Origin of the sequence: Dolichospermum heterosporum TAC447 (assembly GCF_024584745.1) — a bacterium.
Classification (GTDB): domain Bacteria; phylum Cyanobacteriota; class Cyanobacteriia; order Cyanobacteriales; family Nostocaceae; genus Dolichospermum; species Dolichospermum heterosporum.
Genome location: NZ_CP099464.1, coordinates 1,796,472 through 1,819,749 on the forward strand (window position 1 = coordinate 1,796,472; position 23,278 = coordinate 1,819,749).

General features: G+C 37.1%; 19 protein-coding genes and 1 pseudogene. 15 read left to right on the forward strand and 5 right to left on the reverse strand.

Translation table 11 applies throughout. The features are described 5' to 3' along the window. Nucleotides 1–401: 401 nt before the first annotated feature. Both ppc and NG743_RS08150 read left to right on the forward strand, forming a co-directional pair. A complete protein-coding gene (ppc, locus tag NG743_RS08145) occupies nt 402–3,422 on the forward strand; it encodes a phosphoenolpyruvate carboxylase (RefSeq protein ID WP_257122130.1) in 3,021 nt (1,006 codons plus the stop codon). Nucleotides 3,423–3,567: 145 nt separating this feature from the next. Continuing rightward, nucleotides 3,568–3,825: a hypothetical protein gene (locus tag NG743_RS08150; RefSeq protein WP_257121832.1), complete on the forward strand. Its 258-nt coding sequence runs from the start codon at nt 3,568–3,570 to the stop codon at nt 3,823–3,825. A gap of 18 nt (nt 3,826–3,843) precedes the next feature. On the opposite strand, the gene NG743_RS08155 is transcribed toward NG743_RS08150, so the two are convergent. Further along, nucleotides 3,844–4,629 carry a Uma2 family endonuclease gene (locus NG743_RS08155; protein ID WP_257121833.1) on the reverse strand — a complete coding sequence of 262 codons (786 nt, stop codon included), beginning with the start codon at nt 4,627–4,629 and terminating at the stop codon, nt 3,844–3,846. A 224-nt stretch (nt 4,630–4,853) separates the two neighbouring features. On the opposite strand from NG743_RS08155, the gene NG743_RS08160 reads away from it, so the two are divergent. Both NG743_RS08160 and NG743_RS08165 read left to right on the forward strand, forming a co-directional pair. Further along, the gene (locus NG743_RS08160) at nt 4,854–5,645 is read left to right on the forward strand and encodes a hypothetical protein (protein WP_257121834.1); all 792 of its coding nucleotides are present in this window, start codon (nt 4,854–4,856) and stop codon (nt 5,643–5,645) included. 158 nt (nt 5,646–5,803) lie between these two features. Beyond that, the gene (locus tag NG743_RS08165; RefSeq protein ID WP_257121835.1) at nt 5,804–6,868 is read left to right on the forward strand and encodes a DUF1350 family protein; all 1,065 of its coding nucleotides are present in this window, start codon (nt 5,804–5,806) and stop codon (nt 6,866–6,868) included. Nucleotides 6,869–6,887: 19 nt separating this feature from the next. Here NG743_RS08165 and NG743_RS08170 read toward each other — a convergent pair whose 3' ends face one another. After that, nucleotides 6,888–8,216: an AAA-like domain-containing protein gene (locus NG743_RS08170; RefSeq protein ID WP_257121836.1), complete on the reverse strand. Its 1,329-nt coding sequence runs from the start codon at nt 8,214–8,216 to the stop codon at nt 6,888–6,890. 580 nt (nt 8,217–8,796) lie between these two features. Between NG743_RS08170 and NG743_RS08175 the strand changes: the two genes are divergently transcribed. The 3 genes from NG743_RS08175 to NG743_RS08185 all read left to right on the forward strand — a co-directional run bounded on the left by NG743_RS08175 (nt 8,797) and on the right by NG743_RS08185 (nt 10,030). Further along, on the forward strand, nt 8,797–9,024 hold the full coding sequence (locus NG743_RS08175) for an element excision factor XisH family protein (RefSeq protein ID WP_306459832.1): 228 nt from the start codon (nt 8,797–8,799) through the stop codon (nt 9,022–9,024). Nucleotides 9,025–9,534: 510 nt separating this feature from the next. Next, nucleotides 9,535–9,792, forward strand: a complete 258-nt coding sequence (locus NG743_RS08180; RefSeq protein ID WP_053539948.1) for a DUF4160 domain-containing protein — start codon at nt 9,535–9,537, stop codon at nt 9,790–9,792. Continuing rightward, nucleotides 9,785–10,030 carry a DUF2442 domain-containing protein gene (locus NG743_RS08185; RefSeq protein WP_053539947.1) on the forward strand — a complete coding sequence of 82 codons (246 nt, stop codon included), beginning with the start codon at nt 9,785–9,787 and terminating at the stop codon, nt 10,028–10,030. Before NG743_RS08180 ends, NG743_RS08185 begins: the two co-directional genes overlap by 8 nt. 49 nt (nt 10,031–10,079) lie before the next feature. Here the strand turns inward: NG743_RS08185 and NG743_RS08190 are convergent, their stop codons facing one another. Then, nucleotides 10,080–10,379, reverse strand: coding sequence for a clan AA aspartic protease (locus NG743_RS08190; RefSeq protein ID WP_228043859.1), 300 nt, complete (start codon nt 10,377–10,379; stop codon nt 10,080–10,082). Then, nucleotides 10,376–10,648, reverse strand: coding sequence for a hypothetical protein (locus NG743_RS08195; RefSeq protein ID WP_027404065.1), 273 nt, complete (start codon nt 10,646–10,648; stop codon nt 10,376–10,378). Before NG743_RS08195 ends, NG743_RS08190 begins: the two co-directional genes overlap by 4 nt. Nucleotides 10,649–10,811: 163 nt before the next feature. Between NG743_RS08195 and NG743_RS08200 the strand changes: the two genes are divergently transcribed. Both NG743_RS08200 and NG743_RS08205 read left to right on the forward strand, forming a co-directional pair. Continuing rightward, nucleotides 10,812–11,099, forward strand: coding sequence for a small RNA NsiR4-regulated ssr1528 family protein (locus NG743_RS08200; RefSeq protein WP_027404064.1), 288 nt, complete (start codon nt 10,812–10,814; stop codon nt 11,097–11,099). Between the two features lie 227 nt (nt 11,100–11,326). Beyond that, the gene (locus tag NG743_RS08205; RefSeq protein ID WP_027404063.1) at nt 11,327–11,689 is read left to right on the forward strand and encodes a phage holin family protein; all 363 of its coding nucleotides are present in this window, start codon (nt 11,327–11,329) and stop codon (nt 11,687–11,689) included. A gap of 100 nt (nt 11,690–11,789) precedes the next feature. Here the strand turns inward: NG743_RS08205 and NG743_RS08210 are convergent, their stop codons facing one another. After that, nucleotides 11,790–12,938, reverse strand: a complete 1,149-nt coding sequence (locus tag NG743_RS08210; protein ID WP_257121837.1) for a cysteine desulfurase family protein — start codon at nt 12,936–12,938, stop codon at nt 11,790–11,792. Nucleotides 12,939–13,080: 142 nt separating this feature from the next. On the opposite strand from NG743_RS08210, the gene NG743_RS08215 reads away from it, so the two are divergent. From NG743_RS08215 to NG743_RS08240, 6 genes and pseudogenes are all read left to right on the forward strand, one after another. Then, on the forward strand, nt 13,081–14,721 hold the full coding sequence (locus NG743_RS08215; protein ID WP_027404061.1) for a DUF655 domain-containing protein: 1,641 nt from the start codon (nt 13,081–13,083) through the stop codon (nt 14,719–14,721). A gap of 103 nt (nt 14,722–14,824) precedes the next feature. Beyond that, complete coding sequence (locus NG743_RS08220; RefSeq protein WP_193963036.1) at nt 14,825–16,273, forward strand: bifunctional orotidine-5'-phosphate decarboxylase/orotate phosphoribosyltransferase; 1,449 nt, start codon at nt 14,825–14,827, stop codon at nt 16,271–16,273. Between the two features lie 182 nt (nt 16,274–16,455). Beyond that, nucleotides 16,456–17,586 carry a M14 family metallopeptidase gene (locus NG743_RS08225; protein ID WP_193963035.1) on the forward strand — a complete coding sequence of 377 codons (1,131 nt, stop codon included), beginning with the start codon at nt 16,456–16,458 and terminating at the stop codon, nt 17,584–17,586. Between the two features lie 530 nt (nt 17,587–18,116). Beyond that, nucleotides 18,117–19,309, forward strand: a pseudogene (locus tag NG743_RS08230) (NAD(P)/FAD-dependent oxidoreductase). A gap of 251 nt (nt 19,310–19,560) precedes the next feature. Further along, nucleotides 19,561–20,214, forward strand: coding sequence for an HAD-IA family hydrolase (locus NG743_RS08235; RefSeq protein ID WP_027404057.1), 654 nt, complete (start codon nt 19,561–19,563; stop codon nt 20,212–20,214). A 126-nt stretch (nt 20,215–20,340) separates the two neighbouring features. Then, nucleotides 20,341–23,175: a pentapeptide repeat-containing protein gene (locus tag NG743_RS08240; protein ID WP_257121838.1), complete on the forward strand. Its 2,835-nt coding sequence runs from the start codon at nt 20,341–20,343 to the stop codon at nt 23,173–23,175. Nucleotides 23,176–23,278 lie beyond the last annotated feature (103 nt).

Below are 23,278 nucleotides of genomic sequence, written 5' to 3' on the forward strand. Positions count from 1 at the left end.
GTAAAAATCCGCGAAACCCTTTGTTAATAAATGGTTTTAGCTTTATTCAGCAAGCCCTATATAAAGTCTATGTCCCAACCATTTTGAGTATATAAGCCAGTACCGCAGGGTGAAATTAAAAATTCAGAAAAGTGTCCCAGATTAGGTGAAGCCTAACTCCTGACTTCTGCTATAGCTTTTCTCCTGTTAGCTATTGAGTGAAAGCGAACTTTATCCTAAAATAATCTAGTAGGAATTTGGTGAAGCGGTTTATTTTACTTGCCTCTTCTCTACTGAAAATGAATCAAAAGCAATTAAAAGGAAGATAAGTCACCTGTGAGTAGCTCCTAAAAAAAAGCTAACAGCTTGATATTGGATGCTCAAAAAGGTAGGTTAGATGTTTTGAGTATCTTAAGAGTATGATGAAAAGTATGAAAGCTGAACATATTGATTTTCCAGTGCTACACTCAGAATTATTCTTACGTCATCGTCTACAGGTAGTAGAGGAATTGTGGGAGTCGGTGCTGCGTCAAGAATGCGGTCAAGAAATGGTGGATCTTTTGCGCCAATTGCGGGACTTATGTTCTCCAGAGGGACAAGCCACGAATGACTTAGCTGCCTCGGCTGTAGAATTAATTGAACAATTGAATATCAATGAAGCGATTCGTGCGGCGCGTGCCTTTGCGTTGTATTTTCAGTTGATTAATATTATTGAGCAGGAATATGAGCAAAAGCAGCAATTAAACCGCTATAGTGGAGAAACTGATGAGGAGGTTTTTCCCAGTATAATTTATTCTACGAACCAAAGAGAAGAAGAATTGCCTATTACTAAGGAAATAGGTAGTGATTTAATGACATCGGAAACTCCGCAAAAAGGGACTTTCGCGGCTTTATTTCCCCTGTTGTTTAAGTTGAATGTTCCACCCCAACAAATTCAACGTCTAATTTCTCAACTGGATATCCGTTTAGTTTTCACTGCACACCCGACGGAAATTGTCCGTCATACTATCCGGGATAAACAGCGTCAGGTGGTTCATCTTTTACAAAAATTAGATGAAGCGCAAAGTCGCGCTGGTAGCTATCCTTGGGAAACCTTGGAAGTCAAGGAAAGATTACTGGAAGAAATTCGCCTGTGGTGGCGAACTGACGAATTGCATCAGTTTAAACCAACGGTTTTGGATGAAGTAGATTATGCTCTTCACTACTTTCAGGAAGTGTTGTTTGATGGTATTACGCAACTATACAAACGCTTCAAATATTCTTTGGGAGAAACTTTTCCCTGGTTACAACCACCAACGACAAATTTTTGCTCTTTTGGTTCTTGGGTAGGTTCAGACCGAGATGGTAATCCTTCGGTGACACCGGAAGTAACTTGGAAAACCGCTTGTTATCAACGAAAAATGGTGTTAGAGCGGTATATTAAGTCAGTTAAAGAGTTAGTGTCTTTATTGAGTGTATCTATGCACTGGAGTGATGTACTACCAGATTTGCTAGAGTCTTTGGAGTTGGATCAATCACAGTTGAGTGGGGTGTATGATGATTTAGCATTGCGTTTCCGCCAAGAACCTTATCGTCTGAAGTTATCTTACATTCTCAAGCGTTTGGAAAATACCCGCGATCGCAATTTGGCTTTATATAATCGGGAAACCCCAAACAATGAAGATGCACCTATGTACCGTTCGGGTGCAGAATTCTTAACAGAGTTGTTGTTAATTCAACACAACTTGACGGAAACAGGTTTAAGTTGTCGAGAGTTGGAAAACCTGATTTGTCAAGTGGAAATATTTGATTTTAATCTGACTCAATTAGATATTCGGCAAGAATCATCCCGTCATGCTGACGCGTTAAACGAGATTCTGGAATATTTGCAACTGTTACCCCAGTCCTACAACGAATTATCAGAAGAACAGAGAATCGCTTGGTTAACTTCAGAATTGCAAACTCGTCGTCCCTTGATTCCCGCTGAGTTACCATTTTCGGAAAAAACCAATGATGTAATTGAAACTTTCCGAATTTTGCGATCGCTACAACAAGAATTTGGCATTAAAATCTGCCAAACTTATATTATTAGTATGTGCCGCGAAGTCAGCGACGTACTAGAGGTTTTACTCCTAGCCAAAGAATCCAGTTTATTTGATCCTGTAGTTGCAGTCGGGACAATTCGCATCGTTCCTCTGTTTGAAACCGTAGAAGATTTACAACGTTCTAGAGGCGTAATGCGACAACTGTTTGAATTGCCTTTATATCGGGCAATGCTGGCTGGAGGTTATGCCGCAATTAACACTTCAACTTCGCCCAGTGAAGAACAAGCATCTCCATCTATTTCTACTTTGAATCCTAACTTACAAGAAGTAATGTTGGGGTATTCCGATAGTAATAAAGATTCTGGTTTTTTAAGCAGTAACTGGGAAATTCATAAAGCTCAAAAATCACTTCAGAAAATCGCCGAAAGTTACGGTGTAAATCTGCGGATTTTCCACGGACGAGGCGGTTCTGTGGGACGTGGTGGCGGACCTGCTCATGAAGCAATTTTAGCCCAACCAGGTCACAGTATTAGTGGACGAATTAAAATTACCGAACAAGGGGAAGTCTTAGCTTCTAAATATTCCTTGTTAGATTTGGCTTTGTATCATCTGGAAACCATCACTACAGCGGTAATTCAAGCCAGTTTACTAGGAACAGGGTTTGATGACATCGAACCTTGGAATGAGATCATGGAAGAATTATCTCATGCGTCCCGTCAACACTATCGTAACCTAATTTATGAGCAACCTGATTTTATTGACTTCTTCCACCAAGTCACCCCCATTGAAGAAATCAGCCAATTGCAAATTAGTTCTCGTCCAGCCCGTCGTCCATCTGGTAAAAAAGATTTAAGTAGTTTGCGAGCTATTCCTTGGGTATTTAGTTGGACACAAACCCGCTTTTTATTACCTTCTTGGTATGGAATTGGTACAGCTTTACAGGAATTTCTGGACGCAGAACCAGAACAACATTTGAAATTACTCCGCTATTTTTATCTCAAATGGCCATTCTTTAAAATGGTGATTTCTAAAGCCGAAATGACTTTAGCAAAAGTAGACATGGAAATGGCACGTCACTATGTTGATGAATTGTCTAATCCTGAAGACAAACAGCGATTCGAGAAAGTTTTCGAGCAAATTTCTAGCGAATTCTTTCTGACTAGAGATTTAGTCTTAAAAATCACTGGACACCAAAAACTATTAGATGGTGATCCAGTATTACAACGTTCTGTACAATTAAGAAATGGGACAATTGTGCCTTTAGGATTTATTCAAGTTTCCCTTCTCAAACGCCTCCGTCAATCGAAAAATGCGCCCACAACCGGGGTAATTCACTCTCGTTATAGCAAAGGAGAATTACTGCGAGGGGCATTATTAACCATCAACGGAATTGCTGCCGGCATGAGAAATACAGGTTGATAATGGGTAATGGGTAATGGGTAATGGGTAATGGGTAATGGGTAATGGGTAATGGGTAATGGGTAATGGGTAATGGGTGAAAATCCAATAAGATGTTTAATAAATAAATATCTGTCTGTTCCCTGTTCCCTGTTCCCTAATTAATATGATCAAAAAACACATTCTTATTTGTACCTTTTTGGCACTTTCTTCCGGTTTTTTTACTGCTTTAATAGGTGGACAAATCACCGTCATGCAACATAGCCAAAAGTGTCAAAACCAGGCTTGGGGATTTAAACAAATGTGTAGTGCTTTAGTGACTCCGGGTGCAAGTTGGCAAGGCAGCACTGCGGGACTGTGGACAGGGACAATTTTAGGGGCATTTGTGGGTGGGTTGATTACACGCAAATCTAGTGATTGGTAATTGGAGATATGGTTTTTTCTACACTTCTGGTTCTACTCCTAAAGCGCGTAATTGGGCGATGAGGCGATAGCGAAGCGCTCCGTAGGAATCGCTTTTTTCCTTTTCATATTCAGCCTGTTGGCGTTCATATTCAGCCCGTTGGCGTTCATATTCGGCTGTTTCATGACCATCAAGTAATAAATTACCATCTAAATCCCACCAACGCAGCCAAGGTAACTCCATATTTTGATATGTTCCTTGCCAAATACCTAATTCTACTCCCATAGGTGTAATCGGATAATGACCTCGTTTATTTGGTGGCAATAAATGATATTGTCCTTCCATGAGATGATATACTTCCACACTAGCTTTATTAACTTCGTAAATGCCATAAAAGGCAGGTTTAATCACTTGTTCATAAATCCAGAATTTCCCCTGCCAAGGTGTTTTATCTCTTTCTTCTGTGCCATTTCCTGATACAAATTCTAAAGCAATTAATGGGGCAATAAATTCTTGCCAAAGCACATAAGAACGTCGGACTTTACCATTTAATAATGGTGGCACATGAGGAACATAAAACCAATCGGGAGCTTCTGCACCTCGTTCTGGTGGTTCAGTTATCCGCCAATAAATACCGCTATTTTGACCTATAGCATATTGTCCATCAGCGTGGAGTTTTTGTAATACTGGAATGATAGATTGAGTTAGTAGAATGCTTTGAGGATGTTCCTGGAAATTTTTTACAAATTGTCTGTTAGATTCTGGTAGTTGAGTATGATCTGGGAGGCTGGTTTGTGTATAGGGAGGATCTGCGGTAAAGGTCATGATGTCCTCGTGTTTTATAAGGTTTATTGTAGGATGACAATGAACAAATTATAACAATAATTTAGAGGGTGTTTGAATTTACCTGAATTTACCTGAATTATCAGCGATAAAAGTCCTGAATTTACCTGACTTTTTGAATTACCAAAGTAGGTATCATCTGAGGGTGTGGGACAAACCACTTCACTGAAAAAACTTCAAGAACTAGAGAAGATTCAGGATACTTTATGAGAAAGTTAACTTCCTTTTTGGCTGCTATCCTTAGCTTTGTTGTGTGTCTAGGTGGGGTAAATCCTGCTTTCGCTCAACAAGCTCCTCAGCCTCCATCTCGTGGGATAACCACCCTTTACGTCACTCCAGCACAACAGGCAGCGGGGGTGGACGTAGATGGTAATATACTGAAATATGATGTAGCTATTCCCAACCCAGACCTAAGTGCGATGTTGCCTGAAAATTTAAGCGATTTTCCAGCAGCTTATCAACAAGTCCTCGAACAAGGTCGAAAGAACAACGGAATTAATGGCTCATTTACTGAAGGTTGGTTTGATTTCCAAGGTGCAACTGCTGTAACTCCTCGAACTAACACACTTTTCACTATTGCTGCTCGTGATGACAGAATATACACTGTGGTAGCTGGAAGGCCTTCCAGTCAATGCCCTCTGAACATTAAAGAAACTGCAATTGCTTTCTTTGATAATGTAGGAGCAGCAGAATCAAAGGCTAATGAATTAGATGCAAAGGGATACTTGGTCTATGTTTCTCCTTCAGATAATTTGACCATCAAGGCATTTTCACAACTTTTCTATGACCAAGATACTGGCAAGAAAAAAACCAACTCAGCTTGTTTCTTAGTTTCAGGTGCTACTGAAAAAGTTACAACTGATTTCAGTCGAATATTCTCTTTACTTCCCCCTCAATTACAACAACCAGCAAGGCAATCACCATTTGAATTCTCCCCTAGAGTTGGAGAATTCATCTATCTTGTCAATGCCAGAAAGACTCTCACTCCTCGACGTTAGTGTGAAGTAAAACAATTTATCATCTAGTAAATTTCAAATAGGAAGGGGCTTGAACCCCCTTCTTATAATCATCTATCCGACTAATATGGATACAAAACTGCATATCTTGAGTTAGGATGCGCTTTTTTAAAGACAATCAAATCGTATAAATTAAACCCATGAAATTTCAACCTGTTTCCCATAGCTGGGTAGCTTTACACCCAAAACCTCAAGGAGTAATTCAATTTGTTGGTGGGGCTTTTTTTGGCACATTTTGGCCAATGCTTTTTTATCGTTCTCTACTGCAACGATTATTTAATGATGGTTATACGATTGTAATTTTACCATTCAATTTTACCTTTGACCATTATGCTGAGGCTGGCTTTTTAATCAGAGAACAGTATGAAATTATGCCGGAACTTGTCAGAAGAGCAATATTTGCTGGCTATGAATATGAACCCTATTTGAGTGACCAAAACTTTTCCTGGCTAGGTCATAGTATTGGTTGTAAATATATTGCGCTTTTGGAAGCATTTAGTGCCTTACCTCTGGTTGGTGAACCTAGTGATTCTAAGTATTCTCATAATATCGAAAAATTGAGAAAGTTTATTGATTCTATAGTTAGATCAGTAGATACGAAAGATTCTCAAGAAAAGATTAATGACAAGATTGAAAGTATATTTACAGACCTCTTAATTCTGATTAATGATTTAGAAATAAAGCGTAAAGAGGCTGAACGATTAATTAAATATTACATTAAGCGAGAGGCCAATTTCGACCAATTGCAAGATAACATTAAAATCACTAGCATCTTTATTAAGAATCAACCCTCTTTACTATTAGCTCCTGTAAATACAGGTCTTGAGAGTGCTATCCCCCAACCTTTAGCAGGTATAGTTATTAGCTTAGGTGTGAATGTCAAACCAACCCCAGATGAAACCTATGCCTTAATTAAAGAAGGTGATTTATTTAATCTCATGGGTTTAAATTCGTTCCAAAAGGATAAACTTGCTTCAACAACTTGTGAATGGTTTGAAGATAAGTTTAAAAAACCACCTAAAGGTTTTAGAGAAAATTTAAAAGGTGGACATTTAAGACCATTGGGTATGCAATTGGGCAATTTTGTGATCAATTTTCCAATTCCCACTATTGGGTCTATGAAAAAACGAAATATAGAGTTTGAATCCCCTGTAAGTAAATTATTCCAACGTTTAGAAGATAAGCAAGCTAATCATCAAAAATAGCAAATAAGAGTTTATTTATCTAACTCCTCATTACATCCCCAAAATAATTCCGATATAGTTGACAACGCGGCTCGACTTCATTACCCGTAAGCTTTACCAAACCCATATTTTTCAAATGATAAGCTGATATTATTTCCAATCGCACTGGTTGAGGAGAATTAATCACTGTTTGCAATGCTGTGATCAGTTTTGGTTGCTGTTGCAACTTCAACCAGTGTTCCCGTAAATAATGACGATAAATACCTGCATTCGTAGAGGCTTCTGATAACAACTTGTGTAGGGTGATATCTGGATAATTTTTGAGGTGACAAAATGCCAATTTCAACAAATAAGGATGACCACCTACTAATTGTATTAAGGGGTCTACTAAAAATGAATCTTGTACTAATCCATATTGTTGGGCAAATATCTGAACTTCCTCTTTAGTTAATTCTGGTAATTCTATGATTAATCCTATACTTAAAGGCAATTGATTAGTATTTGCGTGCATATAAATGTCCGTAGAATAGGCGATCGCTAACCGGAGTTTTTTCCAGTGGGAACGGTTTCTAGCTTTCTCATACCAAGAACGCAACAATCCAAAAAATTCTTCATAAAGTTCAGGATAGGAAAAAAGCACATCTACATCATCTATATATAAAACTAAAGGACTATCATTTGCTGCTAATAAATATGTTTCTAAATAAGTTGTACAACTTATTTTAGCACCCATCCCTTCTTCATCCCAATAGTCATCTAAGCGATTGGGTAGGTTGAGTTCTCGACTGAGATTCAGACAAAACCAGCGTAGAAATTTATTCAAGTTTCCAAAGTGAGTTTTCTTATCTGCCATATCTAAACTTAAACTAACTATGCGATAGTCTTCTTTGGATAACTTCAGTAATACCCGCTCCATTAAGGAAGTTTTGCCCATTAATCTAGGTGCTTTTAACCAAATTAAAGAACCAGGTTGCAAGAGATTTTCATAGCAAATAAATTCGAGAAAATAGCGATCTATATATAATTTTGTATTTGGTAAGCTGTGTTTAGCTTGGCTGAGTAAGTAATATTTATCTGTAAATTGCCTATTCCAACATTGCTTTTCCCAATATCGTTTTAGGGCTTCTTTAAAATTACTTTTTTTAACTTTCTCTCCTATAGCTTCTGTCAATAATTTCCAAAGTTTGGGTGCAATATCTTGACTAAGATAACTGGTTGTGTAATTGTGTTTGCTCGCTATTTGACTATATTCTTGTCGTTCCCAAGCTCCCTTAATGACAATTATTTCTACATCAGTTAATGATCTATAAAATTTTGTCAAAACAGCTTGGTTAGCAATTTCAATTGCCTGATATAATTTTAAATCCATGTTAAGTAAGTTGGCGTTAAAAATTGTCTTTATGACAAGGGAATAGGGAATAGGTTTTGATAATTTTTACTTTTTGTTACATATTTTGTTTTTTTTGTGCTTTTCTACTTATTTTATTAATTAGCACCCCTTTGAAAAGCTTGGTTGTGGATTAAGTAGGTAAACAAAATAAAAATGAGGGGTATTGCGTTTTGTAAAATGGCTGAAACTCAATCAGAATATCGCATTGAGACAACTTTACATACCGTTACATACCTTTAAATTTTCCTGTTTACCTACTACTTACTTCAATTTTAATAGTATTATATAGTGCGATCGCCTGATCCTGTAGGGTTCGTTGCATTTCATTAACGCACGACTCTTATGATTAAATTCGGTGCGTTACGCTGTCGCTAACGCACCCTACGTTTTTGTCGTGGTTGATAGCCTTTCCCTTGTTTCCTCACCAATCAATCAACTTAATTTGGTATAAACTGGGTTTTGTTACTATAATTTATGTTTCTAAATCTTTAATTGCCTTTTGAACCTTTCATCTGAGATATTATGCTATTAACAGTGGTTAAATAAGTTTAATTTATGTATGCCAGCTAAAGATTTATTTCATAATACAGTTAAAACAGCCCTGACAAAAGATGGATGGACAATTACTGACGAGCATCTATTTATTCAAGTTGAGGATATTGATTTTTACATAGACTTAACAGCAGAGAGAATTTTAGCTGCTGAAAAAACTGGTAAAAAAATAGCAGTGCGATCGCCTGATCCTGTAGGGTGTGTTAACGAAGTAACGCACCACTTTTATGATTAAATTCGGTGGGTTAGGGATAGCTTGACACTCTCAGGTCTAAAGACACTGAGATTCTTTAATCAATGAGCCAACTTACAATTGCTGGATTACTCCAACAAAAACAGAGGTCGATTCTCCTAAAGCGTTAATTCCGGTATGCCCTACCGTACTCGATCTTTGCATTTCATTTTTCACCAAATTTAGCTTTCCTAAACTGCAATACCGTTAGGCATGACTACGCACTCAACCAAATAAGTTAAGTTTTTACGTCGTTTAGTTATACTTAAATTCTAATGTTGTTAAAATTATATCACATCTGCTGTTACAAGTCAATGAATCAGGCGAATAAATTCGCCCGTGTCGCTTATATCTCAGGTCTAAAGACACTGAGCTTTACGCTTACCGGGTAATCTTGTAACCCAACAAATAAAGTTTTCTACCACTAAAATAAAAGTATTATAGATGCGATCGCTCAGTTACACTAATTTTAGTATTAAGACAATATGCTAAAATGTGGTGAGGTGAAAGCAAATGCCAACAGTTCTATATATAAGGGGATGGCGATTTTTCTTTTATTCAGACGAGGGAAATGAGCCGATTCATATTCATGTGCAGAAAGGAGACAGTGAATGTAAATATTGGCTAGACATCGATCTGTACGAGATTCGTGAGGCTTATTCATATCAAATGTCATCACGAGACACGCGGGAAGTCAAGAAGATCATCTTGCAAAACTTTGATGAAATAGTAGATGAATGGCAAACATTTAGGAATTGGCAAAATGGATAAGCAATACAACATATCAAATATTGACTTTAATGGAGAGTTGATGATTCTATCAGTAGATGGAAAAACTTATCAAATCCCAATTATTCAAGCATCTAAGCGACTTGCTCAAGCAACAGATATGGAGCGCAAAATGTATCGTATTTCGACCTCTGGTTATGGTATTCATTGGTACGCCATTGATGAAGATTTGACAACTAAAGGACTAATCAAACTAGCAGAGATCGCCAAAACAGCTTAAAGTGCGATAGTGAAGCACTGCTGCAAGCAGATCGACCCTCATCCTGAATCTATGAAATCAAGGGTGGGATTTGTTCTAACGAAACTAAAATAGGAACTACTTTTTCTCGATTGTCCCAAACAATTGTTGCTAAATGTATAGATAACAACGTCTCCCTACCATCGGCTAATCTAGCAAGCGTAGTGGAATATAACGGCAGATTCATCGCGCTGACGGCTTGTGGTGGTAAGGTAAGATGGTCGTTGAATCCAGTATCAATAATAAAATTAATAGAAAAATCTCGTTGTGTCGGTAAACGGAAAATTACTGGCACAATCGCTTTGCTATCAATCAATCTTCCGTAAATCATTTGACAGTACGCTCAATCGCTCCCCCAAAGCTGACAGCAACATCATAACCAATCCGCATCGTAAATAATCTGGCATTTGGTTTCTTTTGCTTTAACTTTAATGCAGTTTCTACGCCAGTTTTATCAATTCCGTATTCGCCGGTTTCCGCATCAATTACAATCATTTTGCCAATGTGATCATCACATTCCACTTGTTGACGAATGCCATTTTCGTAAAATTGTTTAGCCCTTTGAGCAACTTCTTCTATGGTCCAAAAAATAGCCTGCATGATCATTACACCTCCTTTACGCCGTTTAATTATTTTAAATGTAAATTAATCAAGCGATAAGTTAATCATATAGCAGAACTAGCGGAAAAATTTATTCTAGCTGAACCGTCCCTGTTCCCTATTCCCTGGTAAAATATTTCAACATCTCTGAAAATACGTTACCATGACTACTGAAAATACCACGGGTGCTGATGCTATTGATAGAGCGATATCAAGTGGAATTGATTTTGATGGTTCTCCTATTCCCATAGTTAAATTAGACCTATATGAACAAGTTATGGGTTTAGAATCAGGCAGACAACGCAGCGGTGTATCCAATACCATGCGTTCTCGCATTGTTCGGATTGGTGCTAAACATATCCCCCAAGCTGAACTTGATCAAAAGCTGGTTGAAGCTGGTTTTGCACCTTTAAAAGAAAAGGAAATTGCTTTTTTCTACGGTGGTAAATAAAAGACAAAGAATTCCGTGCAAAAGTCAGATCCCCGACTTCTTAGAGAAGTCGGGGATCTGGTGGTTTATAGTAAACCTAAAGATATCTAGAATAAATTTCAGTTCTCATCAAAAATGCTGCTAATTTATAAATAATTGGTTAAGCTACAAAGATTTTTAGATCAAGAAACCAAGTCAACCAGGTAATTTATCGTCATATCAACATTCACGTTTCAGGGGTTCTGGTAATGGATATTACGACGCTGTTAATTGTTTGGTTAGTCACGGCTGTTAGTTTGTGGATTATTAGTAAATTACCTTTAGGAGTGGAAATTGATTCTCCTGAAAAGGCAATTTTTTCTGCCGCAGTTTTAGGTATTATTACAGCATTAGTGAAGCCAGTTCTCAAATTTTTGTTTGTGATACCAAATTTAGCCACCTTTGACTTATTATCTGGTATCTTCACTTTCATGATTGCTGTTGCTTGTTTTAGTATTGCGGCTTGGTTAGTAGATGGTTTCCGGTTACGTTTTGGCATTTGGAGTGCAATTTTAGGTGCTTTTGCGCTTACTCTTGTCAATAACATTATCTACAAATTATTAGGTGTTTAATTGTCAACTGGTAATTGGTAATTGGTGATTGGTAATTACTTACTATCACCTATTCGTTATATTATCAATACAAATAATTAAGACATCTAATTTCCAAAAATTAACTGGGGATTAATCTCTGCAAAATCTGTTTCACAACTATCCCAGTCCAATCAATATCCGCTGCTGTTGTCTGTTTTCCTAAAGTTAATCTAATTCCACACAAAGCCGCTTTTTGAGAATATCCCATTGCTAATAAAATGGGACTAGGGCTTAATTTGCCACTATTGCAAGCCGCACCAGCACTAATACCAATTCCACCTAAATTTAACTGTCTTACTAAGGTTTTACCGCTGATTTTTTCTCCGTCGGCTGCTTCTAAATAAAAGCTGAGATGATGGGGTAAACGATGAATTTTGTCACCTGTGGGTATTAAACCCGGAACATCTGCTAAAATGGCAAAGAGGCGATCGCGCAATAGGATCAATCTCTCGCTTTCCGTCTCTAATTCCTGTGCTGCTAACTCCGCAGCTACTCCAAATCCAGCAATAGCGGGCGTTGCTTGCGTCCCTGAACGCAGTCCGTTCTCCTGTCCACCCCCACCCAGTAGCGGCATTAATTCCACTCCAGGACGCACATATAACGCCCCTGCACCCAAACCGCCATAGATTTTATGACTGGATAGACTCAATAAATCTACAGGTAATGTCTGCACATCTAGCGATAAACGTCCAGCAACCTGCACTGCATCTGTGTGAAATAAAGCGCCGTGTGTTTTTGTGATTTTCCCCAATTCTACAATTGGTTGAACTGTTCCTATTTCACTTTGTCCATAAATCACAGATACCAACACGGTGTTATCTCGCAAAGCTGCGGTTAGATCTTCGGGGTTAACTCTTCCTTGATGATTTACACCCAAACGGGTAACTTCCCAACCCCAATTTTCTAACATTTTCGCCGGTTCAGAAATGGCGGAATGTTCTACACTAGAAATGATAATGTGTTGGGGGATAGTGTAACACCGCGCCACCCCCATAATTGCTAAATTATCTGCTTCCGTTCCCCCAGAAGTGAAAATCATAGATTCAGGAACAGCATTAATTAATCCTGCTACTTGCATTCTCGCTGTTTCCACAACCAAAGCTGCACGGTTGCCCCATTCATGTAAACTGGAAGGATTACCCCACTGTTGTGTTAGGATTGTTTGGATAATTGCGATCGCTTCTGGACGAGTGGGAGTAGTTGCACTGTAATCTAGATATACTTGCATAAAAATTAATAAATAATAATTACGTATTGCTATTTTTAGGTAAGAGTTTCACGCAAAGGCGCAAAGGCGCAAAGGAAGAAATTAATTCAGGGTGTGATATAAATACATTAAAATCCCTGTAATTTACTTTGATCAGATTACTGTGTTTATTTTCCCACAAATCCGTTATTTTCCTTATATCTTTTTATTGCTATTCACCTTGGGTAGTTGTCAACAGGTTCAATCATCAAACCAGCGTTTAGCACCATTACCCCAAGATTCTTTAATTCAAGTTTACTTCAATAATTCCCAATCTTCAGAATATCAAGAAACCTATCGTCAGCAAACCCGGTTAGGGGATGATTTAGAAAAGCAGATTGTTGACACTATTTCCCAAGCTAAATCTACTGTGGATATAGCTGTCCAAGAATTGCGTTTACCAAGAATTGCCCAAATATTAGCACAAAAACAAAAATCTGGCGTAAAGATTAGGTTAATTTTAGAAAGTAATTATTCTCGTCCTTGGAGTAGTTTTACTTCCACAGAAATAGCGAAGTTAGAAAAAAGAGAACAGGAACGATATAACGAATTTCGGAAATTTGTGGATATCAATCAAGATAATCAAATCACACCAGAGGAAATTAGTCAACGGGATGGTTTAGCTATTATCCAAAATGCCCAAATTCCTTGGCTAGATGATACTGCTGATGGTTCAAAGGGTAGTAGTTTAATGCACCATAAATTTGTGATTGTTGATGATCGTTTTGTAATTATTACTTCTGCCAATTTTACCCTCAGTGATACATTTGGAGATTTTACCGATCCTAGCAGTTTAGGGAATACCAATAATTTATTAAAAATTGATAGTTCTGAATTAGCAACCCTACTCACAGAAGAATTTAATATTATCTGGGGTGACGGAGTAGGAGGAAAACCAGATAGTAAATTTGGAGTTACAAAACCTGTTCGTAACCCACAAACAATTACATTAGGGAATAGCAAAATTACAATTCATTTTTCTCCAACATCTCCTACTGAACCTTGGAGTAATTCCAGTAATGGGTTAATTGCCAAAACCTTATCTGCAAGTACGAAAACCGTAGATTTAGCATTATTTGTATTTTCAGATCAACAACTTGCCAATATTCTCGAAGAACGTCATCATCAAAATGTCCAAGTTCGGGCTTTAATTGCACCACAATTTGCTTATCGTCCCTACAGTGAAGCGTTAGATATGATGGGATTTGCTTTAAGTCATAACTGTAAATATGAAGTTGATAACCGTCCTTGGAAAAATCCCATTTCTACCGTTGGAGTCCCAATTTTAGCCAAGGGAGATTTATTACACGATAAATTTGCAGTCATTGATAACCAAACCGTAATTACAGGTTCACATAATTGGTCAGAAGCAGCAAATAATGGCAATGATGAAACATTAATAGTGATTGAAAATCCAACAGTTGCAGCACATTACCAACGGGAATTTAACCGACTTTATGGTAAAATAAAACCCGGTTTACCAGCAAATATTAAATCTAAAATAGATGCAGAAGTTAAAAAATGTCCTCAAATTAAACAACCATCATCTTTCGTAAATCCAATTACCACTAAAATTAATCTCAATACAGCAAGTCAAGCAGAATTAGAAACTCTTCCTGGTGTGGGTGAAAAGTTAGCCGAAAGAATAATTATAGCCCGTCAACAGCAAAAATTTACTTCTTTACAAGATGTAGATAAAGTACCGGGAATTAGTGCTAAAATCTTGGCAGAATGGGAGGGAATGACCACATTTACCTCAGATTAACGCATATACGGATAATCGTGTTACCATTAATGATATAATAGTAGAGAAAGCGAGTTAGTATTTTAGTAAGTGCCTTAAAGTTAAAATATTGCTAGGAGAACTTATGAAATTTTACGATAAATTGAATGGGGCGATCGCCAAAAATCAGAGTTTACTATTTGTAGGACTAGATCCTAATCCAGAAATGCTCCCTGAGCGATATTGCCAGAAATCACATCCCAAAAGTATGATTGATGGTCTGTGGAATTGGTTAGAATTTACTATTTCCCAAACCAGTGATTTAGTATGTGCCTATAAACCAACTCTGGGATTTTACGCAGCTTTAGGTATTCCAGGATGGGAATTATTAGAAAAAACTTTAAAAGCTATTCCTGCCCATATTCCGATTATATTAGATGCCAAACATAGCGATCTTAATACTAGCACAATTTTCGCTAAAACTGTTTTTGAAGAATGGCAGATTGATGCGATTACATTGAGTCCTTATGCAGGACAAGATCACGTAGCACCCTTTTTAGTTTATCCCGATAAAGCCGTTTTTATTTTGTGTACAACTTCTAATCCAGGTGCGGCAATTTTACAGCAATATCCTACAGCGGAATCCCCTTTTTATTTACAAGTAGTTAAAGAAGCAAAAAACTGGGGAACACCTGAACAACTAGGTTTAGAAGTAGGAACTATTCAGCCAAATATTTTAGCAAAAATTCGCAAAGAAGCACCAGAAAGAGTAATTTTAGCCCGCAGCATCTGGTCTGAAGGTGGTAATCTTAAAAACTTGCTATCAGCGGGATTAAATTATAATGGTGATGGGTTACTTCTTCCCGTTTCTCAAGATATGTTAGGAAGTGAAAATCTATCTACACAACTGCAATCTTTAAGGGCGGAAATTAATGATCTCAGAACTGAAATTTCCCAAGAAAACTCCACTTGTTCCGTCTGGTTTCCTGATGTTTGTTTGTTAAATAAACACCCGCTTTTAGATTTAATTCTACAACTTTATGACATTGGTTGTATCATGTTTGGTGAATTTGTCCAAGCTTCTGGAGCTACGTTTCCCTATTATATAGACCTCCGTAAAATCATTTCCAATCCCCAAATATTTCATCAGATAGTAATTGCTTATGCAGAGATTCTTAAAGACCTAACTTATGATAGAATAGCCGGTATTCCTTATGGTTCTTTACCTACTGCTACTGGATTATCATTACATCTAAATTCCCCGATGATTTTTCCCCGCAAAGAAGTAAAAGCACACGGAACCCGCAAGGTAATAGAAGGTAATTTTAATCCTGGAGAAGTTGTTGTCGTTGTTGACGATATTCTAATCAGTGGTAAAAGCGTAATGGAAGGAGCAGAAAAGTTAAAATATGCAGGATTAAATGTCAATGATATTGTAGTATTTATGGACCATGAACAAGGTGTAAAAGACAGATTGCGAGAAAATGGTTATCAAGCACACGCAGTTTTAACAATCTCTGAAATCACAGAAACTTTATATGCAGCAGGACGTATTAGTGAGGAACAATTTAAAACCTTAGAGACTTCCAAATAAAAAAATGTCCCAAAACTGATGCAGAAATTCTCTCTCTGTGTACTCTGTGCCTCTGTGGTTCGTTTCTTAGGATAATTTATTTCTTGGAAGTCTCTTATCTGAAATAAATAAATTAGACATTTATTCTCAAGATAGTGATACAAAACTAATTCAATAATTAGGATTTTGTAGGAACTTTACTGATGATTCCCATTATTTCCACTATTTCCCTTTTTCAACTTGCTTCTGGTGAGTTTCTTTCTCTTCAGGTGTATAAATTTATTGGTGCTAAATCTGGTAAAAAAGTATATATCCAATCTAACTTACACGGTGCGGAAATTGTTGGTAATGCTGTCATTTACCAAATCATTGATTTCTTAACGACATTAAATAATACTCAGTTAATAGGAGAAATTTGGCTTGTACCTGTTTGTAATCCCTTAGCTGTTAACCAGCGAACTCATAATTTTTCTACGGGTAGATTCAATATTTATGATAGTCAAAATTGGAATAGAATTTTTTGGGATTATGAAAAACAACATGATGACATAGAAGAATTTGCTCGTTCTCAAATTGGTTTAGATATAGGTACAATTAAATATAACTTTTCCCAAAAAATTAAATCTAGTTTCGATAGTCTTTTAGATAAAATCAATGCCCCTAGTAGTGTACAACTAACTGATAAATATCGCTACAAGCTGCAATCTCTTTCTTTCGATGCAGATTACGTCATTGATTTACATAGTCACACTGGAGAAGGAATAGAATACCTTTATTATTTCCGAAATCGAGAAGACAGTGCTAATTTATTTCTTCTCAATTATGCCATTTTATTTGATGAATATGATGGTGATGCTTTTGATGAATCATTCATAAAACCCTGGTTAGCTTTAGAGAATGCTTTATTAAAATTAACCGGACAAAAAATGATATTTGATAAAGAAGCATGGACATTAGAATTAGGAACGGGAATGCAAATGAATCCAGATTCAGTATCTAAAGGAGTGTGCGGAATTAAAAATTATTTAACTCAAAAAAGTATTTTAGAAATACAGGATTTAAACCAACTAAAAACTATATCTCATCAAACCAATTTTCGTTCACTTAGTCAACTCAAAAAATATTGGAGTCCCGTAGGCGGAATGATTTTATCTAAAGCTGCATTAGGTACTTCAGTAAATCAGGGAGATTTGCTATATCAAGTTCTGACATTCAATAAAATTGGTGAATTACCCATAACTATTCATGTTTATGCTGAGAAAACAGGCTTGGTTTATGATACATCAATAAATAACTCTGTTAACGAAGGAGAATTTGTATTAGCGACTATGTAGTTTGTCATGGAAAACATTTAACACAGAATTATTCAATCTATTAATTCATCTGCGTTTATTTGCGTTTATCTGCGTTCAAATCTTGATTCTTATACTCAAAACGGCTAGAATCTGGACTTTTTTATCATACAAAGAACAAGTTCAAAGCCTCTCCCCGCACCTCTCCCTAAGAGGATGTTTTAAAAGTGGTATTCCGTAATTTTCATCACATTGCTACCCCCTTTCCCCTTGTAAAGGGGAGGGTTAGGGAGGGGTAAAAAATATTTGATACATCAACCATAACTTTTCAAACACCCTCTAACCCTCTCCTAAGAGAAGAGAGAAAAGGAATAACATTTAATACTGGAGAGGTTTACCAGAAGGGTTTCATATTTGGTTAAACTATGAATCGTTTTCAGTATAAATAAAATTACCATTTGTCTTGATTTGCATAAAGATAGATATCAGGATTGTCGGTTAACGGCAAGAAACCGTAATAAAACATTACACTAAAATAAATACCTGACTAGGATTTAACGCCTAAAAAAATTATGACTCAAGCAACTACAAAAATTTGTATACTAGGCGGTGGCTTTGGTGGACTCTACACCGCGCTTCGTTTAAGCCAATTACCCTGGGAATCTACACCCAAACCTGAGATTATTTTAGTAGATCAGAGCGATCGCTTTGTCTTTTCTCCCCTGCTTTACGAACTCCTCACCAGAGAACTCCAAACCTGGGAAATCGCCCCACCATACTCAGAACTACTGCAAGGAACAGGAATCCAGTTCCACCAAGCCGCTGTTTCCACAATAGACATTAGCAAGCAAACAGTTCAATTACAAGATAAATCAGAACTAAATTATGACCGCTTAGTCTTAGCATTAGGTGGCGAACCCCCCTAGACTTAGTTCCCGGTGCTGCCACTCATGCTTACCCTTTCCGTACTATTATTGATGCCTACAAATTGGAAGAACGTTTGCGAACTCTCGAAGCAGCAAAGCCAGAAAAAATCCGTGTTGCCATAGTTGGTGCAGGTTACAGCGGCGTAGAACTAGCTTGTAAACTAGCAGATAGAATCGGTGAAAAAGGACGTTTCCGCCTCATTGAACTCAGCGACCAAATTTTACGCACTTCCCCAGAATTTAACCGTGAAGCCGCCAAAAAAGCCTTAGATAGTAAAGGCGTATTTATTGACCTAGAAACCAAAGTAGCAGCAATTAATCAAGATAGCATCTCCCTAGAGTATAAAAATCAAGTAGACACCATACCCGTAGATTTAGTCATTTGGACAGTGGGAACAAAAGTTTCTCCAGTTGTCACAGCCTTACCCCTCAAGCACAATCAGCGCGGACAAATCACCACCACAGCCCAACTACAAGCCATAGAACATCCCGAAATCTTTGCTTTAGGAGACTTAGCCGACTGTCTCGACGCAGAAGGAAAACAAGTCCCCGCCACCGCCCAAGTCGCCTTTCAACAAGCCGATTATACCGCTTGGAATATCTGGGCTACCATCACCAATCGTCCCCTCCTCCCCTTCCGCTATCAACCATTAGGAGAAATGATGGCTTTAGGAATAGATAACGCCACCCTCACCGGGTTAGGTGTGCAATTAGATGGTTCTGTTGCCTACTTAGCCCGTCGGCTGGCTTATCTATATCGTTTACCCACGTTAAATCATCAATTGAAAGTCGGGTTTAATTGGTTAGTTAGCCCCATAATAGAAGCCATTTCGAAGTAATTAAATTAAAGATCCCCGACTTCTCAAAGAAGTCGGGGATCTAAAATGGTAAACTAGTAGTCTGTCAACCCGAAAATGACGGGTGAAGGCAAGCAGGGGGAGAAGAGAGGCAGGGGGGGGTAGGGGAGGGAAGAACAGAAGTTTTTTCCGATCATCATTACCCGTCAAAATAAATTTGACGAACTACTAGACGAATTCAGATATTATGGCTATGTATTTAGCGACTGCTGCGGACTAAAGTATTAATTCTTATGAAAAAGCCTAAAGTTATCTTTGTAGATGCCGTTGGTACATTGTTTGGGATTAAAGGTAGTGTTGGGGAAATTTACCGACAAATCGCCCAAGAATTTGGTGTAGAAGTTTCCGCCCAAATTTTAGATCAAAACTTTGTCAAAAGCTTCAAAGCCTCACCACCACCGATATTTCTTGATGCAGATATCAGAGATATTCCCCAGCGTGAATACGATTGGTGGCGGATAATTGCCTTAAATACCTTTGAAGGTGCCGGTGTTCTCCAAGAATTTACCGATTTTACCGCTTTTTTTACTGAACTTTATATCCACTTTGGGACTCCTGAACCTTGGTATGTTTATCCTGATGTAACTTTGGCGTTAATGAACTGGCGACGCTTAGGAGTTGAATTAGGAGTATTATCTAATTTTGATTCTCGTTTATATTTAGTATTGCAAGGTTTAAGACTCAGAGAATACTTTTCCTCTATCACCATTTCCACTCAAGTTCGTGCCGCTAAACCAGATCCAGAAATATTTAAAATTGCTTTAAACAAGCATAAATGTTCACCAGAAGAAGCATGGCACATTGGTGACAGCATAACAGATGATTATTATGGGGCTAAATCGGCAGGAATCAGAGGCGTTTGGATTAACCGTAATCCCACCGTCTAATACCGTAATTATACGGTGAATATAGGTTTGTGGTGTAAATTTTTCTTGCAAAAATTTTATATATAGCTATATTTACAAGTGATTACTGTTAACCTATAAATTATATTTTTAACTAGTTTGAGTAGTATGAAAAAATCTCTATCAAATATTTGGTATCAATTTCGTCAAGCTTTCTCCGTGAGAGCAGGGAGTATTAATACAACCACCGCAACAGGTGAAGTAGTTTTAGAAGTAGCAACAGCCATTCAATCACAAGGTGCTAATTTAGAAATTTTGCAACTGTTACTGCAAAATTCATCTTCTTTATTAGATGTATTGTGTTCACCATTAACCCCAATAATAACTGGAGAATTATCATTTTTATCCCTGGGAGTAGCTGTTCTCAAATCTTATCGTGATCTTTCTCAAGAAACGCCTACTTTAGCAGATTACCTAGCTATTATTAGTCAAGTTGCCTATTTAGAAAGCATCCGGGATATTTTATCTTTATACCCTTCTTTAAACTATGATCACCCCGATAAAAATGAAGAATTAGGAGAAATATTAGCAACTATCAATAATATTGAATTAGATGAACAAACTGCTATCCAGACCATTGAATGTTTTTATGAATCTGAATTAGCAGTAGCATTTAATCAATTATTATCCACAAGGTTGATATCTGACTATTTGGGTAAATATCCAGCCAGACTTTTAGCAAAACGAATTGCGGTCAATACCAACTCACATATTATCAAGTTTTTGATAGATTTAGATGATGATATCATCCCAAATTGTCGAGATACATGGACAGCAGAATACCAGAATATTCAAAACATTCAGGAATATCTGCAACATCACATTGATACTCAAGCATTAGATCAAGTATTTGATCAAACTTGCTCATTGAAGAATATTTATATTCCTCTTAAAGCTCAATCCGTAAATCAATATGGGCAAATAAATATTAATGCTGAATCTTGTGATTTAGAAGCATGGGTAAAGAAAAATATCTTGACTGAAAACAACTTAGAAAAATTTATATTTATCCAAGGAAAAAGAGGCAGAGGTAAAAGTGTTTTCTGCAAAATATTCGCAAATTGGATCAGACAACATTTACATCCTTACTGGACACCAATTTTAATTAATGTCAAAGATATCAAAGTTTTATCATCTCAGTTAGCAGAAACATTAACTGCAAATTTAGATATTAGCTTGATTCGTGGTGATCATAATTGGTTAAGAAATAAAAATCATCGTTTTGTTTTTATCTTTGATGGTTGGGACGAATTACCAACTGCGTCTAGAAATAATCAAAATCTGGAAAAATTTATTCGGCAAGTTAGCGAATTTCAGCAACAATGTAACAATGATGAAAGCATGGGACATAAGGTATTAATTACCAGCAATGTGATTCCTTTATCAATTATCTCTAATTTACCCACAAATTTAGAAAGAGTAGAAATTCTTCCCTTAGATCAACAACAACAACAACAATGGTTAGGAAAATGGCAATCTCTACCAAATAATCACGGCAAAAATACAGATTTACAGCAGTTTCTAGTGAATCAAAAATGTCCTGCAATTATTCAAAAATTAATTTGTGAACCATTGTTACTATACTTTTTGGCGGGAATGTATCGAGATGATCAACTGGTAATTGATAATTTAGCAGCGGATAATACTCGAACTGCTACAGCTTTAATTTATCAAGCAGCCATAAATTGGCTGATTGCTAAATCAGGTGATACTTTCCATGATCAATTACTAAATTTAAAAGATATTCTCACAGAAGCTGCTGTTGCTGTCACCCAGTCAGGTGAAGAATTTTCTCCAATATCAATGCTAAAATCTCGGCTAGGAGATGATGCCAAATCTATCAATGATGAAATTATCAGAACACCTTTAGCAGATTTTTATGGTTATCCTCATCATGAGTCAGACAATCAGGTAAAGTTTAGCCATCAAAGTTTTCGTGAATTTCTCTTTGCTGACAGGTTGAAATTAAGCCTAACTGCCTGGACACAGTATTATAATACGGAATCTGCGAAAGAATTAATTACTAATGAAGCAGAGATGAATTGGCAAATTTATGATTTGCTGGGTTTTGGCATTCTTACCCAAGAAATAGTTGAATATTTAATGGGTTTAATGATTGCTATTCCCAATTTTCGTTGGGTACAACTATATAGACGGTTGGATGATTTTTATGTTAGTTGGTGTCAAGGTAAATTTATTGATACGGCTGAAGAAACCTTACCCCAGACTAAGCTGCGAGAATTGCAAAATGCTGGTGTTTATCAATTAGGTCAGCGTCAAGTAGATGTTTATGCTGGGTTAAATGTGATGATTTTACTTTTAGCTATACAGCGTTATGCTCAAGAAGATGAGTTACTCAAAGAGCATATAATTTTTTATCCCTCTGGTCAACCGGAAGAGAATAATTTCACCTATCAATTACAAAATATTATTTATTACAGTAGTTGTTTACAGGGTGAAAATTTCCGCAGTTTAGTTGGTCAATTTTTGGGTGGCGCTCATCTTCGTAGTGCCAGTTTGTTACAAATAAATCTTAGTTACGCGGATTTAACAGAAGCAGACCTCAGCCGCGCCAGTCTTTATGGGGCAAACTTTAGCTATGCTAACCTTAACCGTGCCTATTTCATTGGTTCAGATTTAAGAGATGTAGATTTTTCTGGTGCAAATTTAGCAGAAACTTACTTGAGTGGTGCAAATTTGAGTCGTGCTAACTTATGCGGTGCAAACCTTAAAGATGTGGATTTGAGTCGCGCTAATCTGAGTGGTGCAGACTTACGCGGTGCAAACTTTGATGGTGCAAATTTTATGGGTGCTATATTTAGCGATAATACCTTTGGCGCTATTCGTTGGGATGAAAAAACTAATTGGCAAAATGTGGAAGGTTTAGAAATGGCGAAAAATGTCCCCTTGACTTTGAAGAAACGATTTTTGAGAGACTTTTAATTTCTGGGGGGAGAAATTGTCCGGGGAAACCCCGCCCCTATTTTTTGTTTAAAATGGAATGATATGAGGATATATTTAGATATCTATAATTGTCTCAATCTAC